Consider the following 14,999-nt stretch of genomic DNA (forward strand, 5'->3'; position numbering starts at 1 on the left):
GTTTCAGTTCTGTGTAGTGGCACTCAGGGAGCCAAACCCGGCGATCCACTCCGGGATCGGGCGGTAATAACGGCCTTCACTGCGCCAGTTGCCAAAGGCAGAAATGGCGGCGAAGGCGGCAACCCAGGTTTTAACTTCGTGTGTTGATTTACCCGCCATCGCGGACAACTCTTCATTACTGACCGTATCCAGCTCCTGCAAACGCCCCTGCTCAAGCAGGGTCATAAAGCGGTTATCCCAGACGGGATTAAGCGGGTGTAGCGTGTTTTGATCGACCACGAACTTCTCGGCGGCGCTGATCACCCGCTGCTGGCGCAGTTCTCGCTCGTTTTCGGGTAGCTGTTTGCCGCTGCCGAGCAGACGGTCACGCATATGCGCGTCAGCCTTTGCCAGCTCCGGTACCGGCGGCTGATGCGACAGGCCGCCGGAGCCTAAAAACAGCACGCGCTTATTCAGCGAACTGGCGAAAAGACCAATCGCTTCGCCGAGCATGCGGGTACGCTGGAAGCCCGGTAGCGGCGTGGCGACACCATTAATAAACACCGGCAACACCGGCACCTTATCCAGGCCGCCGAGCAGAAACTCCAGCGGCTGCGCGAAGCCGTGATCGACCTGCATGTTGTAGGAAACGGCGAGATCGATACCGCTTTTCATCACCGCGTGGGCGCAAGCTTCTGCGAGATCTGTCGGCACCGGCAGTTCCCCCGCCGCGCTGCCGAAATCACCAATCGCCGTGGCACCTACGCCTAAACAGAACGGTGGCATCACGTCGTAGAAAAAACCGTTGTAATGATCGGGGGCAAACAACACCACCAGTTCAGGATCGAACGCCGCAATGCGTGCGCGTGCGCTGGCGATCACGCCGTTGACTTCATCGAGCACAGCCTGCGCCGGGTCGACATAGCCCACCAGCGGTGAGTGGGAAAGACAGTGAAGATAAGCGTGCATATCAGGCTACCTTTTCAACAAGAAGATCGGCATTGACGCGAGTCAGCGTCATCACCGACGCCAGTTTATTCAGGGTATTGCCCAGGGTTTGCGGAATGGCAACGGCAGCAACAAAGCGATCCGGGCGCATGACCACCAGCGCGGCGTTGTGCTGGGCAAACCACGCGCGCAGGCGGTTTTGCGTATCGCCAATGCGGGTAACGCCATCGTGGTTATCCTGATCGGTATGTATCTGCGTATCCGGCACGACCTGAATAAACCGCGTCCCCAGCGCCTGCCACTGTTGGATCTGCGCCTCGCTCATGCCCCATAGCGGGTTACAACCCCAGCCAATCACCGCGAAATTCGGTCCGATGACGTTGTCGAGCAGCGTCACCTCGCCCGTTTCTAGCATCACCTTCGGCTGGATAAACATTTTGCCGACCGGTGACGTTTTCGCCTCGCCTTCACGTACCAGCGCCCCGACGTGGTACTGCGGCATCGGCTTAAAGCGCATTTCCAGGAAGTAGCGTTTGACTGGCGGAAGGTAGTTCAACAACCAGGAGACTCCGTCGCGCACCGCGCCGTGCCAGCGTTTCGGCGGAGCCAGCACGTTGCCTGCGGTAACGGACAAATCAATCATCGCTTTGGCGTGGTCACGGCGTTCCTGCTGGTAGGTATCCAGCAGCGCATCACCGGCTTTGCCCTCGATCACCAACGCCAGTTTCCACGCCAGGTTGAAGGCATCGCGCATGCCGCTGTTGTACCCCTGCCCCTGCCAGACCGGCATAATGTGCGCCGCGTCGCCCGCCAGCAGTACGCGGTCAATGCGAAAACGTTCGGCCAGACGGGCGTTATGGGTATATACGCGTTGGCGGATCAGTTCGACGTTATCCGGGTTCGGCAGCACTTTGCTCAACAGCTGGCGCATATTCTGCGGCTCGCTAAGCTGCGCTTCGGTTTCCCCCGGCATCACCATAAATTCAAAACGGCGCACCGCATGCGGCAGTGCGGCAGAGACATACGGGCGGACTGGATCGCAGCACAGATAGACATGCGGCGTGCTGAGCGGATCGTTGGCGATATCCACCACAATCCACTGATTCGGCGCGGTTTTGCCTTCAAACGGTACATTCAACGAACGTCTGACATTGCTGCCGCCGCCGTCACAGGCCACCAGCCACTGGGCCTTCACCGTTTCGCGCTGACCGTCTGGCGTTTTCAGGTTCAGCGTCACTTCGCCGTTTTGTTGGCTGAAGGCTTCCAGTTCGCGGGAGAACAGGCAGCGCACATTGGGAAAACGCGACAGCCCTTCCAGCATCACCGCGTCCACTTGTGGCTGAATGAACGCGTTGCGGCGCGACCAGCCAAATTCGTCGGTCATCGGCTGGATATCGGCAAAGCAGCGGCCTTTCGGCGTAAGAAAGCGCATCGCGTGCCACGGCGTGGTATGCGGCAGAACGTTTTCGACCAGGCCAACGGACTGCATGGTGCGCAGCGCTTCATCGTCAATGCCGATGGCACGGGGATAGTCGATCAGTTTGTCGAGTTTCTCCACCACCAGTACCTCAATGCCCATCTGGCCAAGGTAGTTGGCCATCATCAGCCCTACCGGGCCGGCACCAGCAATCGCCACCTGCACGGTGTGCTGTACAGCAGGCTGGATATCCGGGTTTATCGTTGTCATTTCAGAACCTCACTACTCGGACAAAACGCAATTGCAGACCCTGGCGAGGCGCAATTCATTTTGTTAAAAAGATGTAAATAATTTTTTATTGTGCGGTCAGTATAGGAGTGAGTTTTTGCGCTACAATCAAAACATGCCTGGATGTGCACTAAGTGCACAACGTTGTTTTACCTGTAGATTTGTCAATAAATATGAAAAGTGATGACGGTACCGAATACAAAACCGTACGCGGATTAGCGCGCGGATTAATGTTATTAAATATGTTAAACCGACTCGACGTTGGGGCCAGCGTTGGCCTGCTGGCTGAGCTAAGCGGCCTGCACCGCACTACGGTCAGGCGACTACTGGAAACGTTGCAGGATGAGGGTTACGTCCGGCGCAGCCTTTCCGATGACAGCTTTCGTTTAACCATTAAAGTCCGCCAGCTCAGTGAGGGATTTCGTGACGAGCAGTGGATTTCTGCGCTTGCCGCCCCGCTGCTGGGCGATTTGCTGCGCGAGGTCATCTGGCCGACCGACGTTTCCACCCTGGATGTGGATGCCATGGTGGTGCGTGAAACCACCCACCGCTTCAGCCGCTTATCGTTTCACCGCGCGATGGTAGGACGTCGCTTACCGCTATTAAAAACCGCCTCCGGTCTGACCTGGCTGGCATTTTGCCCGGAGAATGAACGTCAGGAACTGATCGAAATGCTGGCCTCGCGCCCCGGAGAAGAATACCAGTTGGCGCGTGAGCCGCTGAAGCTCCATGCCATCCTGAGCCGCGCACGGAAAGACGGCTTTGGCCAGAACTATCGTGGCTGGGATCAGGAGGAAAAAATCGCCTCCATCGCCGTCCCCATTCGCAGCGAACAGCGGGTGATCGGCTGTCTGAACCTGGTGTATATGGCCAGCGCGATGACCATCGAACAGGCTGCGGAAAAACATCTTCCGGCCTTACAAAAGGTGGCAAAACAGATAGAAGATGGCGTCGAATCGCAGGAGATTTTGGTTGCCGGGAAGTGAGGTGGATCACAGTTATACGCATCATCTGATTGATAGCTGGAATGATTCATTCATCAGCCGATATCACGCGGTGCCATCTTGCTTAAATGATATCTTCATTGCAGAGTGTGCATTCATTTTCTGCCAGGAGGCGACATGTTAAAGGTCATTGCTGAAGATTTTATAAAACCTGAATATATTGAAACCGTTCTCCCTTTGTATCGTGAACTCATATCCGCTACGAAGAAAGAACCGCTCTGTCTTGCTTATGACCTCTATATTGATGAAAAAGATCCCGGGCATTTTATTTTTATAGAAGAATGGCCAAACCACGCGGCGCTCGATGAACATTGTGCGAGTGAGCACTTCAGACGACTTGTGCCATTAATCGATCAATACACGCGCAAAGAAGCACGTTACATATTGATGAATGATGTCGTAAATCCAGGGGCGCAAAGTCTCTTGTAAAGAGGCTTTAATCGGCCCTCCTGTATAAGGATACGCTACTCTCACACATGCGTTCGCCGGTAACATGCTTCGGGACATGCAGCTTGATTAAGTCACGGAAAGACTTAGGTTAAAATATGGTATTTGATTGCAAATCAAAGGATAAAAAGTGGAAAAAACGACTCCAGAATATACGATTGTTGACTTATCTCGTTGGGCAAGGAAAGAGCATTTTGAGGTATTTCAGTCTTTTGCTCAAAGTACCATTAACCAGACGGTTCTGTTAGACATTACCGCGGTACTAAAACATATAAAAGAAGTTGGCTGGAAATTTTACCCTACGATGATTTCCCTCCTTGCTAACGTTGTCAACAAGCATACTGAATTCCGTATGGCCATAAAGAACAACGAGCTTGTCATATGGAATGAAGTTCATCCAAGCTATACCATTTTCCATAATGAAACTGAGACTTTTTCATCATTATGGAGCCGCTACGATGGCAATATTCATCACTTCCAAAACACTTATTCAGAAGACGTTGCACGCTATTGTCATAATCTTTCTTATTGGCCAAAGGGAGAGTCTCCGGAAAATGTATTTTTCGTATCGGCTATTCCTTGGGTCAGTTTTACCAGTTTTAATATCAACATTGCGAACATGCAGAACTTTTTTGCCCCCATGTTCACACTTGGAAAATACTATGAACAAGATGGGAAAGTAGTGTTACCTCTCGCCGTTCAGGTACATCACTCCGTGTGCGATGGCTTCCATTTAGCAAGACTAATCAATGAACTACAGGAAATGAGCCATGGCCTACGGCACCGTTCAGAGGAACGCAACGTCTGATGCAGCAGACGTTTCTTTAGATGGCATGAGCAGCAAGAATAGTCGCCGTGTCTGCGAACAAGAGGGATCGACATGAACGGTCTGGGAACAACATAAATTGGGGTTCGCGATGGCAAAAGTAATACTTAGAGCTTTCGCAACAGTCTGGCCGGATTGCCAGCATACACGCCTTTAACCAGCACGGGCTTTGTCACCACACTACCGGCACCAATCACCGCACCACTGCAAATTTCCGTTGTTAAAATTGTGGCTCCACTACCCACCGTTACTGCATTGCCTAATACAATATTAATCCAGCTTTGTGCAGAAGCGTCAGGACTTCCGCTCTTGAAAAGATCGTTAGCAAAGGTCACGCCATGCCCTATAAAGCAGTCTTCGCCTAAGGTAACGTTCTCACAGATGAAAGTATGGGACTGCACTTTAGTTCTGTCGCCTATGACGCATCCCTTTTGTATCTCAACAAATGGTCCGACAAACACATCATGGCCCAGCTCGCATTCATAAAGATTCACAGGCATGACTATTTTGACATTTTTACCTTGTTTTACGTCACGAATACCACTTTCAATAATATTCATACCAGCACTGTCCTTACTCAAGATAATACGGCTCAGTATTGAAACCTGAATTTGCAGGTGCTCCTTTTCCATCTATTATCAGATAGCTAAGGTCTTGAATTTCAATTAACACGTTTCTTTTAGCGATAGTACTTTTATCTGTTTTTATAATCAACACATCTTATCAGACATGTTGATTATAACAAACTTACAATCTATAAAATCTGCCATAATGACAGATTTCTTTATTTTATAATTAGAGATTTGCAACGTTATGATATACTTTTTGAACATCATCATCATCTTCAAGGGCATCAACAAGTCCTTCAAAGATTTCTAAATCTTCTGGTGAAAGTTCAATTTCTGATTGAGCTATCATTTCTAATTCTGTGGTTGAGAATTCAGTAATCCCAGCGGCTTTGAGGGCTGCAATTCCTTTATGAAGGTCTGTAGATTCAGTATAAATAATGATGCTGCCTTCTTCTTCGGTGACATCACGAACATCAACTTCAGCTTCAAGCAAAATTTCAAAGATATGGTCAGGGTCAGTGCCTTTAAATACGATCACACCAGTATTGTCAAACATGTAGCTGACAGAACCTGCCGCGCCGATATTCCCGCCTTTTTTATTGAAGATTGAGCGGATATTAGCAATCGTGCGGTTAACGTTTGAAGTCAGGGTTTCAGCGATAATCATGGAACCACTTGGACCAAAGCCTTCATAACGCCCTTGCATGAACGTTTCGTCGCCGCCACCTTTGGCTTTATCAATAGCTTTATCAATAACGTGCTTTGGAACCTGGGCTTGTTTCGCACGTTCAATAACGAATTTTAAAGCTGTGTTTAATTCTGGGTCTGGTTCACCTTGTTTAGCCGCAGCATAGATTTCCACACCGAATTTGGAATATATTTTAGACGTTGCACCGTCTTTAGCCGTTTTTTTACCAACAATATTGGCCCATTTACGTCCCACTGGAATAGTCTCCTCGAAAATTTATTTACATGACGGGCTGCTTAATAAGCTGCCCGTTTTTCCCGCCATATTATATCATCATATGTAAATTCTCGTCTATGAGAAATAAAAACATCCAAATTTTACGGAGTGTTACTTTAATTTCATTAATAATTAACATTATGGATAAGTTACAACAAATCAGTCTTCTGATTCTTCTTTTTTTATTCTTAACACTGGAACCGCAGCAATAATAGATAAGACAAGAGAATCAAAAGTAATATCCCTGGCAAAGTCCCGCTTTCACTTTTTATATAAAACGTTCACATTTGCTTCTGACACAAAACAGCTTATGCGCCCGCATACCTACCCGTTCTGACGGAATGCAAAAAAAAACCGAAACCCTGCTTTTGAAAAGAGCAGCGTTTCGGCATTCATTCACTCTGGAGGACGTCAGACTTTCAGCAGTTTCACCGTCTCGTCGATGTCGATTTCATCTTCCGAGAAGATCAGCGTCGTGCCCTGGAAGGTTGTGATCGCCAGCTTTTTCAGCGTGCGCATTTTGCCTGGCTTCACGTCTGATTTCGGTCGGATGCTGTTCATCAGCACGCCGACAGACAGCACCGCATTTTCTTTGTCGATACGGGTTTCTACCGGCACTTCTTCGCTGTACACCAGGTAAGACTTGATCGCCGTGAGCTTCAGGCGCTCGCCCGCGATATAGATGTACTTGCTGTCGGGTATGACTTTCACCGCATAGGCAGACAGGCCTTTGTTGTTGGTGGTGGGCTCAAAAGTCACCGCCGCGTCTTTCTTGATCAGCTCAGGATTAGCAACCTTAATCACATGAAAATAGCGGTTGTCGCCGTTTTCATCTTTGATAAATCCAAAGCCTTTATCTTTAAACCACGTTGTGATTGTTCCGTTCATTGCTGTTTCCGCCTGATTAAACCAAATACTCGTAGAGTATACCTACTCAATTTGCGCGCAGTGTAAAACACAGACCCCGTCTTTGGCTACTCGTTACCCCAGCGATTGAGGAACTCCGCGATATCATCAATACGCTGTGCTTCAACGCCGGCCACAGTTGCCATCTCTTGCTGCGCGTCTTCGCTGATCTCCTCGTTGTTCATCAAACGGGTGATCAGCTGCTGGAAGTAGTGCGCCAGCGCATCGCGTTCGGCATCGCTCACCGGCTTTGCGGCCTCGGTCGCGTACTCATCGGCGATATCATAATATTTTAGCGGAATGTCGTGGTTCATCAGGTGCTCCGGGGTAAATGCGTGTGCCAGCAGTTGCCTGCCGCGTCTGGGGTGAATGATAGCATTGTTATTTCATGGTTCGCGATCTGTTTTATTCACTGTAATACGTTGCATTTATCCGTTATATTTTCTGGAACTACTTCGCATTTAATAAATCTGCCCATACTTGATTGACTGTATTTTTATTCAGTCCGGTATAATAGTGGAGGATTAACGAGTGTTATAAAAAAGAAACATAAACTTAGTTTAAATCAACTCTCTTTAATCATTTTCCAACGCATTAAATAGCTCAGACGATAACCCGGTGATTAAACGCAGCCAATAAAGATTCGTCCCGTAGGCCTGATAAACGCCCCGCCATCTCCTACCGACATCATTGCGTTGCAATTGGCCCAATCCCACCGTTAGTCGCCCATTTGCCCACATTCATCTTCTGGACAACACTCTACGATGACACCACTGACCCAACACGTAGAGCGCACACCATGAACATCACGCAAATCCGTAATGCCACACAGCACATCACCTTTGGTGGAATGACTTTTCTGGTCGATCCTATGCTGGCAGCGAAAGGCGCATATCCGGGTTTTGCCGGAACCGCACGTGCCGAAATTCGCAACCCAACCGTCGACCTGCCCATCGACATCGATACCCTGCTGAATGTCGATGCGATTATCGTGACCCATCTGCATGAAGATCACTGGGACGAGGTTGCCGCTCGTGTCGTGCCGAAAGACAAACCAATTTATGTGCAAAATGACCATGATGCACACGCACTGCGGGAGCAGGGTTTCACACAACTCACCGTGCTGACGCAAAATACCGTGGTCGGCGCTATCACTCTGCGTAAAACCGGCGGCCAGCACGGCTCAGATCGCGCCTATGCCATTCCACAAATGGCAGAGCGCCTGGGTGATGCCTGTGGCGTTATCTTTATGCATCCGGCGGAAAAAACATTGTATCTGGTCGGGGACACCGTCTGGCGCGACGAGGTGGAAGCCAACATGCATACCTTCCAGCCAGGCGTGGTGGTTCTGAACGCGGGTTTTGCCCACGTCATCGGGTTTGGCCCAATTATCATGGGCGCGGAAGATGTGCTGAAAACCCACTTCACCTTACCCGAAGCGCAAATTGTGGCGACCCATATGGAGGCGATTAACCATTGTCTGTTGACCCGCGCGGCCCTGAAAGCGTACGCCTGCGACAACCAGATTGCGCAATGTGTCCACGTGCCGGAAGATGGGGAAACCCTGACATATTAATCTCTACAAAGGAATCGTATGCAGCCGCTTAACGTCGCCATTGTTGCCGTGGAAGATTTCAGCCCGTTTCACTTCTCGGTGCCGTGCATCATTTTCAGTGACAAAATGGCGGCGAAAAAGCGCTTTGAGGTACAGATGTGCGGCGAAAAACCGGGCATCATCTCCTCGCAGGATGGTTTCTCCGTGACCGCACCCCACGGTTATGACGCGGTGGAGACTGCCGACATCGTGGTGATCCCCTGGTGGGGCACCACCGCGCAGCGTCCACCGCAAAGCCTGCTTGATGCGCTCAACCGTGCGCGACAAAACGGCGCGCAAATTGTCGGGCTGTGCCTGGGCGCGTTTGTCCTCGGCTATGCGGGGTTACTGGATGGTAGACGGGCAGCTACGCACTGGGAGTTCGAGCAGGATTTTCAGGCGCGCTTTCCGACGGCCCAGCTGGATATCAACGCACTGTACGTGGATGATGACGGCATTATTACTTCAGCAGGCACCGCCGCCGCGCTGGATTGCTGTTTGTACGTGATCCGCCAGCGTTTTGGCAGCACGGTGGCGAATCAGATTGCCCGCCGGATGATTGTGCCACCGCATCGTGAGGGCGGTCAGGCCCAGTTTATCGAACAACCGGTCGCGAAAAATACCCAGGATCAACGCATCAACGCCCTGCTCGACTATTTGCGCCAACATCTCCACGAGCCGCATAATCTCGACGTTCTGGCGCAGCGGGTAATGATGAGTCGTCGCACGCTGACCCGTCATTTTATGAAGGCCACCGGGTCAAGCGTGGCGGAATGGCTGATTACCGAGCGCCTGCGCCGCAGCCAAATCCTGCTGGAGTCCAGTCAGTTACCCGTTGAACACATTGCCGAACAGGTGGGTTTTCTCTCCCCCGTCACCTGGCGGCAGCATTTTAAATCCCGCTTCGGCGTCAGTCCGGCTGAATGGCGTAAAACCTTTCGCGGCAATTAACCTCTTTTTTGCGCCAGCCAGATGGTGTGCCCGGTACAGAGCGGATCTTCCATCACCCTCTCTATCACCGTAAAGCCGTGCGCCGACAACAATGCGTGGTACTCATCAGGCGCGAGGCTGGCGTGAAACAGCGGCTCGCCCTCAAATTGTCCCATGGCGATGCCGTTGCCCGTGCCGCTGGTAAACATCAGCGCGCTGCCGGGATGGCTGAGGCGGTCAAAAATGGGGAACATCTTTTGCTGGTCCAACTGGGTTAAATGGAAAAAGCTGTCCCAGGCGATCAGACCGTCAAAGGTTTCATCAAGCGTTAGCTCGCGCATATCCTGCTCCAGCCAGCGCTGCCCGGGAAAGGCGAGCCGGGCACGCGCCAGCATCGCCGCCGAGCCGTCAATCCCCGTTAGCTGCAAACCTTGCTGGATAAAATAACCGGCAATCGGCTGGCCGTTTCCGCAGCCAATATCCACAATATGGCCCTGCCCGCCCATCACCGCGATGAACTTATCCAGCCAGTTTTTTTCAAACAGCGCGCACGAACGCTGGCGGGCAAAAGCCTCCGCATGACGCCGATAGATAGAAAGAATGTTGTTTGCCGCAGCATCGCTCACGATGTCCTCACTTTTCTGCTGTTCTGTCATTATGTTAAGCATAAAGGCTGTTGACCTGCCAGCGCCCAATTCATGTCCCTGGAATGCAACTCGCAGAACCCGACCACAAATAGCCAAAAATAGTCTGCGCTGTGGCATGATAGCGCGTGGATAACGTCATGATCAGGGTGAACAATGTGAAACCGGTAACGCTATACGATGTCGCAGACCATGCAGGCGTCTCTTACCAGACCGTCTCACGCGTCGTAAATCAGGCCAGCCACGTTTCCACAAAAACCCGGCAAAAAGTTGAGGCCGCGATGGCGGAGCTCAATTACATTCCTAACCGCGTCGCGCAGCAGCTGGCAGGCAAACAGACGCCGTTAATTGGTGTCGCCACATCGAATCTTGCTCTGCATGCCCCCTCGCAAATTGTGGCCGCCATAAAAAGCCGCGCCGACCAGTCCGGCGCCAGCGTGGTGATCGCCATGGTCGAGCGTAGTGGCGTTGAGGCGTGTAAAGCCGCGGTACACAACCTGCTTTCTCAACGCGTTACCGGGCTTATCATCAACTATCCGCTGGATGAAGAAGACGCCATGATGGTCGCCGCCAACTGCGGTACGGTGCCCGTATTGTTTCTTGATGTCTCTGAGCAGGCACCGATTAATAGCGTCGTTTTCTCCCATGATGACGGCGCGCGACTCGGCGTTGAACATCTGATTCAACACGGACATCAGCGCATTGCCCTGCTGGCCGGGCCGCACTCATCGGTCTCCGCCAGGTTAAGGCATCGCGGGTGGCATAAATATCTGGCTCACTATCAGCTACGTCCCATTGCGGAACGTGAAGGTGACTGGAGCGCCCTGTCCGGCTTTCATCAAACCATGCATATGCTTAACGACGGTATCATTCCAACTGCCATGCTGGTCGCCAACGATCAAATGGCGCTGGGCGCAATGCGGGCAATCAGCGAGTCTGGCCTGCGAGTTGCAGCGGACATCTCCGTGATCGGCTACGACGACACCGAAGACAGCGCCTGCTACATCCCGCCGCTGACCACCATCAGGCAGGATTTCCCCACGCTCGGACAGACCAGCGTCGACAGGCTGTTGCAGCTTAAGCAGGGCATGTCCACCCCCGGCAATCTGCTGCTGCCGGTCACGCTGGTCGAACGGAAAACCGTACTGCCGCCTGACACACAAACCGCCACGCCTCAGATGCTGGCGGAGTCGTTGATGCAACTGGCGCGTCAGGTCTCTCTGCTGCCATCCGGCGAACGCTAATTACTGTGAGTCAGTTCACCCATTAACCCCGCCCGGCTTTACAGCGTCTCAGCGCACGCCTTATGTTTATTAAATTGTGAGCGAATAACAAATATGAGATACCACTATGACTCTGAGCTCGGACTCACTCGCCGCCGTACTGGCGCGCCGTGACTGGGAAAATCCCGGCGTCACGCAGATAAACCGTCTGGAGGCACATCCCCCGTTTTGTAGCTGGCGCTGCGTGGATGATGCCCGTAACAACTGGCCTTCATCCCAACGGATTTCGTTAAACGGCGAGTGGCAGTTCGCCTGGTTTGCCGCACCAGAGGCCGTGCCAGAAAGCTGGCCTGAGCATGATTTACCGCAGGCCGATACCCTCTGCGTGCCGTCTAATTGGCAGATGAGCGGTTATGATGCGCCAATCTACTCCAATATCACCTATCCATTTCCGGTCAATCCGCCCTGTGTTCCGACGCATAACCCTACCGGTTGTTACTCGCTCACATTTTGCATCGAAGACGCATGGTTAGATGAGGGTCAGACGCGCATTATTTTTGACGGCGTCAATTCCGCGTTTCATCTGTGGTGCAACGGTCGCTGGGTCGGCTACGGTCAGGACAGCCGCCTGCCGTCTGAATTTGATCTTCGCGATTATCTGCTGCGCGGCGAAAACCGCCTGGCCGTCATGGTGCTGCGCTGGAGCGATGGCAGCTATCTGGAAGATCAGGACATGTGGCGCATGAGCGGCATCTTTCGCGACGTTTCTTTGCTGCATAAACCCGCAACGCAGATCCGTGACCTACGCATCAACACCCGCTTTAATGATGATTTCAGCCGTGCGGTGCTGGAAGCGGAAGTCCGGATAGCAGGCGACGAGCGTGAAGATGTACGCGTAACCCTGCAATTATGGAACGGCGAAACGTTGGTTGGCGAGCTCACCTCACCGCCCGGCAGCGAGATTGTTGATGAACGCGGCGCTTATCACGATCGCACTACGCTGCGCCTCAACGTTCAACACCCGGCGTTGTGGAGTGCCGAAACGCCTCATCTGTACCGCGCCGTGGTGCAGCTTCATACTGCTGACGGTACGCTGATTGAAGCCGAGGCCTGTGACGTCGGCTTCCGCGAGGTCCGCATCGAAAACGGCCTGCTGTTGCTTAACGGTCAACCGCTGCTGATTCGTGGTGCTAACCGCCACGAACATCACCCGCAAAACGGTCAGGTGATGGACGAAGCGACGATGGTGCAGGACATCATCCTGATGAAACAGAACAACTTTAACGCCGTGCGTTGCTCGCATTACCCAAATCACCCGCTATGGTACACCCTGTGCGACCGCTACGGCCTGTATGTGGTGGATGAAGCCAATATCGAAACCCACGGTATGGTGCCCATGAATCGCCTGAGCGACGACCCAACATGGCTTCCTGCCATGAGCCAGCGCGTCACGCGCATGGTACAGCGTGACCGCAATCACCCAAGTATCATCATCTGGTCATTGGGCAATGAGTCCGGTCACGGCGCGAACCACGACGCGCTGTATCGTTGGCTGAAATCGGAAGATCCCTCTCGTCCGGTGCAGTACGAAGGCGGCGGCGCGGATACCGTAGCCACCGACATTATTTGCCCGATGTACGCCCGCGTAGACCAGGATCAGCCCTTCCCGGCGGTACCCAAATGGTCAATCAAAAAATGGCTGTCGATGCCCGGCGAGCAGCGCCCGCTGATCCTCTGCGAATATGCTCACGCGATGGGTAACAGCCTCGGCGGCTACGCCAAATACTGGCAGGCATTCCGCCAGTATCCGCGTCTGCAAGGAGGATTCGTCTGGGACTGGGTCGATCAGTCGCTCATTAAATACGACGACAACGGTAATCCGTGGTCAGCCTACGGCGGGGATTTTGGCGACACGCCTAACGATCGTCAGTTCTGCATGAACGGACTGGTATTTGCCGATCGCACGCCGCATCCGTCGCTGTATGAGGCCAAACACGCGCAGCAGTTTTTCCAGTTTACGCTGTTACCGGGTGACGAGCGCCAGATTGAAGTACGCAGCGAATACCTGTTCCGCTGCAGCGATAACGAAATCCTGCACTGGTCCATCGCCCAGGACGGCAACCCGCTGGCCGCCGGAGAAGTCGCTCTGAATATCACCCCGCAGGGCCGCCAGCTGATCACCCTGCCAGCCATCCCGATACCGGAAACCGCAGGCCAGCTGTGGCTGACGGTTCGCGTGGAACAACCCGAGGCGACTGCGTGGTCAGACGCTGGGCATATCAGTGCCTGGCAGCAGTGGAAGCTGGAAGAGAAACTCAGTCTGGCGATTAAACCTCGCGCCAGCACAGCGCCACAGCTGACGACCCGCGATGACACGTTTACGGTAATCGTCAGCGATAAACGCTGGGAATTCTGCCGCCGGACAGGTTTACTGACGCAATACTGGCTGGCCGAAGAAGCACAGCTGTTAGCACCGTTAATCGATCAGTTTACCCGCGCACCGCTGGATAACGATATCGGCATCAGCGAAGTCACGCGTATCGATCCTAATGCCTGGGTCGAACGCTGGAAGGCCGCGGGCCATTACCGTGCTGAGCCACGACTAGTGCAATGCGAGGCCGAAGCGCTGTCGAGCAGCATCCTTATCACCACCGCGCATGCCTGGCAGTATCAGGGCGAAACGCTGTTTGTCAGCCGTAAGTCATATCATTTCGACGGCCACGGCGAGATGCAGATTACCGTGGATGTCGATGTAGCCAACGGCACGCCGCACCCGGCGCGTATCGGCCTGAGCTGCCAGCTGGCACAGGTGGCTGAGCGGGTGAACTGGTTAGGCCTTGGGCCGCATGAGAACTACCCGGATCGCCTGAGCGCTGCCTGTTTTGATCGTTGGGATCTGACGCTGGATGAGATGTATACGCCGTACGTCTTCCCGAGTGAAAACGGCCTGCGCTGCGGGACACGCGAATTACGCTACGGGGAGCATCTGTGGCGTGGTGATTTCCAGTTCAACATCAGCCGTTACAGCCAGAAGCAACTGATGGAAACCAGCCATCGCCATCTGCTGCAGCCTGAAGCCGGAACATGGCTCAACATTGACGGTTTCCATATGGGCGTCGGCGGGGATGATTCATGGAGCCCTTCAGTGTCGCCGGAATTTCAATTGAGCGCAGGGCGTTATCATTATCAGCTGAGTTGGCGCTAACACTACCCCGGATGGCGCTGCGCTTATCCGGCCTACGGTGCGCGGTTTCGTAGGC

Annotated in this window: 14 protein-coding genes; 7 read left to right on the forward strand and 7 right to left on the reverse strand. The window is 52.9% G+C overall.

From position 1 onward, the window contains the following. Window positions 1–3: 3 nt before the first annotated feature. Together mhpB and HV261_RS21005 are read right to left on the reverse strand one after the other, a co-directional pair. Window positions 4–948, reverse strand: a complete 945-nt coding sequence (gene mhpB / locus HV261_RS21000) for a 2,3-dihydroxyphenylpropionate/2,3-dihydroxicinnamic acid 1,2-dioxygenase (RefSeq protein ID WP_202039353.1) — start codon at window positions 946–948, stop codon at window positions 4–6. 1 nt (window position 949) lies between these two features. Further along, window positions 950–2,614 (reverse strand): bifunctional 3-(3-hydroxy-phenyl)propionate/3-hydroxycinnamic acid hydroxylase, encoded by a 1,665-nt coding sequence (locus HV261_RS21005; protein WP_202039354.1) that lies wholly within the window; start codon window positions 2,612–2,614, stop codon window positions 950–952. Between the two features lie 191 nt (window positions 2,615–2,805). On the opposite strand from HV261_RS21005, the gene HV261_RS21010 reads away from it, so the two are divergent. The 3 genes from HV261_RS21010 to catA all read left to right on the forward strand — a co-directional run bounded on the left by HV261_RS21010 (window position 2,806) and on the right by catA (window position 4,891). After that, on the forward strand, window positions 2,806–3,618 hold the full coding sequence (locus tag HV261_RS21010; RefSeq protein ID WP_202039736.1) for a DNA-binding transcriptional regulator: 813 nt from the start codon (window positions 2,806–2,808) through the stop codon (window positions 3,616–3,618). 135 nt (window positions 3,619–3,753) lie between these two features. Next, window positions 3,754–4,065 (forward strand): putative quinol monooxygenase, encoded by a 312-nt coding sequence (locus HV261_RS21015; protein ID WP_202039355.1) that lies wholly within the window; start codon window positions 3,754–3,756, stop codon window positions 4,063–4,065. Between the two features lie 148 nt (window positions 4,066–4,213). Further along, window positions 4,214–4,891, forward strand: a complete 678-nt coding sequence (gene catA / locus HV261_RS21020; RefSeq protein ID WP_137384689.1) for a type A chloramphenicol O-acetyltransferase — start codon at window positions 4,214–4,216, stop codon at window positions 4,889–4,891. A gap of 125 nt (window positions 4,892–5,016) precedes the next feature. On the opposite strand, the gene HV261_RS21025 is transcribed toward catA, so the two are convergent. The 4 genes from HV261_RS21025 to HV261_RS21040 all read right to left on the reverse strand — a co-directional run bounded on the left by HV261_RS21025 (window position 5,017) and on the right by HV261_RS21040 (window position 7,662). Next, window positions 5,017–5,469 carry an acyltransferase gene (locus HV261_RS21025; RefSeq protein ID WP_202039356.1) on the reverse strand — a complete coding sequence of 151 codons (453 nt, stop codon included), beginning with the start codon at window positions 5,467–5,469 and terminating at the stop codon, window positions 5,017–5,019. A gap of 235 nt (window positions 5,470–5,704) precedes the next feature. Continuing rightward, the gene (locus HV261_RS21030; protein WP_202039357.1) at window positions 5,705–6,421 is read right to left on the reverse strand and encodes a YebC/PmpR family DNA-binding transcriptional regulator; all 717 of its coding nucleotides are present in this window, start codon (window positions 6,419–6,421) and stop codon (window positions 5,705–5,707) included. 432 nt (window positions 6,422–6,853) lie between these two features. Continuing rightward, the gene (locus tag HV261_RS21035) at window positions 6,854–7,330 is read right to left on the reverse strand and encodes a cold-shock protein (protein ID WP_202039358.1); all 477 of its coding nucleotides are present in this window, start codon (window positions 7,328–7,330) and stop codon (window positions 6,854–6,856) included. An 86-nt stretch (window positions 7,331–7,416) separates the two neighbouring features. After that, window positions 7,417–7,662 carry a YmjA family protein gene (locus tag HV261_RS21040; RefSeq protein WP_202039359.1) on the reverse strand — a complete coding sequence of 82 codons (246 nt, stop codon included), beginning with the start codon at window positions 7,660–7,662 and terminating at the stop codon, window positions 7,417–7,419. A gap of 485 nt (window positions 7,663–8,147) precedes the next feature. Between HV261_RS21040 and HV261_RS21045 the strand changes: the two genes are divergently transcribed. Together HV261_RS21045 and HV261_RS21050 are read left to right on the forward strand one after the other, a co-directional pair. Next, the gene (locus HV261_RS21045; protein WP_202039360.1) at window positions 8,148–8,924 is read left to right on the forward strand and encodes an MBL fold metallo-hydrolase; all 777 of its coding nucleotides are present in this window, start codon (window positions 8,148–8,150) and stop codon (window positions 8,922–8,924) included. Between the two features lie 18 nt (window positions 8,925–8,942). Beyond that, window positions 8,943–9,893: a GlxA family transcriptional regulator gene (locus tag HV261_RS21050; RefSeq protein WP_202039361.1), complete on the forward strand. Its 951-nt coding sequence runs from the start codon at window positions 8,943–8,945 to the stop codon at window positions 9,891–9,893. Here HV261_RS21050 and HV261_RS21055 read toward each other — a convergent pair. Beyond that, window positions 9,890–10,540 carry a class I SAM-dependent DNA methyltransferase gene (locus HV261_RS21055; RefSeq protein WP_202039362.1) on the reverse strand — a complete coding sequence of 217 codons (651 nt, stop codon included), beginning with the start codon at window positions 10,538–10,540 and terminating at the stop codon, window positions 9,890–9,892. The genes HV261_RS21050 and HV261_RS21055 overlap by 4 nt on opposite strands. A gap of 125 nt (window positions 10,541–10,665) precedes the next feature. Here HV261_RS21055 and HV261_RS21060 point away from each other — a divergent pair, with 125 nt between their 5' ends. Both HV261_RS21060 and HV261_RS21065 read left to right on the forward strand, forming a co-directional pair. Then, a complete protein-coding gene (locus tag HV261_RS21060) occupies window positions 10,666–11,760 on the forward strand; it encodes a LacI family DNA-binding transcriptional regulator (protein ID WP_202039737.1) in 1,095 nt (364 codons plus the stop codon). A gap of 106 nt (window positions 11,761–11,866) precedes the next feature. Continuing rightward, window positions 11,867–14,944 (forward strand): beta-galactosidase, encoded by a 3,078-nt coding sequence (locus HV261_RS21065; RefSeq protein ID WP_202039363.1) that lies wholly within the window; start codon window positions 11,867–11,869, stop codon window positions 14,942–14,944. Window positions 14,945–14,999: the final 55 nt, after the last annotated feature.

Source organism: Citrobacter sp. RHBSTW-00671, assembly GCF_014103415.1.
GTDB lineage: Bacteria > Pseudomonadota > Gammaproteobacteria > Enterobacterales > Enterobacteriaceae > Citrobacter.

Excerpts from the sequence above, each read along its gene's own strand:
- mhpB (WP_202039353.1), bottom strand. The coding sequence starts at position 948 with ATGCACGCTTATCTTCACTGTCTTTCCCACTCACCGCTGGTGGGCTAT.
- HV261_RS21005 (WP_202039354.1), bottom strand. The coding sequence starts at position 2,614 with ATGACAACGATAAACCCGGATATCCAGCCTGCTGTACAGCACACCGTG.
- HV261_RS21010 (WP_202039736.1), top strand. The coding sequence starts at position 2,806 with ATGAAAAGTGATGACGGTACCGAATACAAAACCGTACGCGGATTAGCG.
- HV261_RS21015 (WP_202039355.1), top strand. The coding sequence starts at position 3,754 with ATGTTAAAGGTCATTGCTGAAGATTTTATAAAACCTGAATATATTGAA.
- HV261_RS21025 (WP_202039356.1), bottom strand. The coding sequence starts at position 5,469 with ATGAATATTATTGAAAGTGGTATTCGTGACGTAAAACAAGGTAAAAAT.
- HV261_RS21035 (WP_202039358.1), bottom strand. The coding sequence starts at position 7,330 with ATGAACGGAACAATCACAACGTGGTTTAAAGATAAAGGCTTTGGATTT.
- HV261_RS21040 (WP_202039359.1), bottom strand. The coding sequence starts at position 7,662 with ATGAACCACGACATTCCGCTAAAATATTATGATATCGCCGATGAGTAC.
- HV261_RS21045 (WP_202039360.1), top strand. The coding sequence starts at position 8,148 with ATGAACATCACGCAAATCCGTAATGCCACACAGCACATCACCTTTGGT.
- HV261_RS21050 (WP_202039361.1), top strand. The coding sequence starts at position 8,943 with ATGCAGCCGCTTAACGTCGCCATTGTTGCCGTGGAAGATTTCAGCCCG.
- HV261_RS21055 (WP_202039362.1), bottom strand. The coding sequence starts at position 10,540 with ATGCTTAACATAATGACAGAACAGCAGAAAAGTGAGGACATCGTGAGC.
- HV261_RS21065 (WP_202039363.1), top strand. The coding sequence starts at position 11,867 with ATGACTCTGAGCTCGGACTCACTCGCCGCCGTACTGGCGCGCCGTGAC.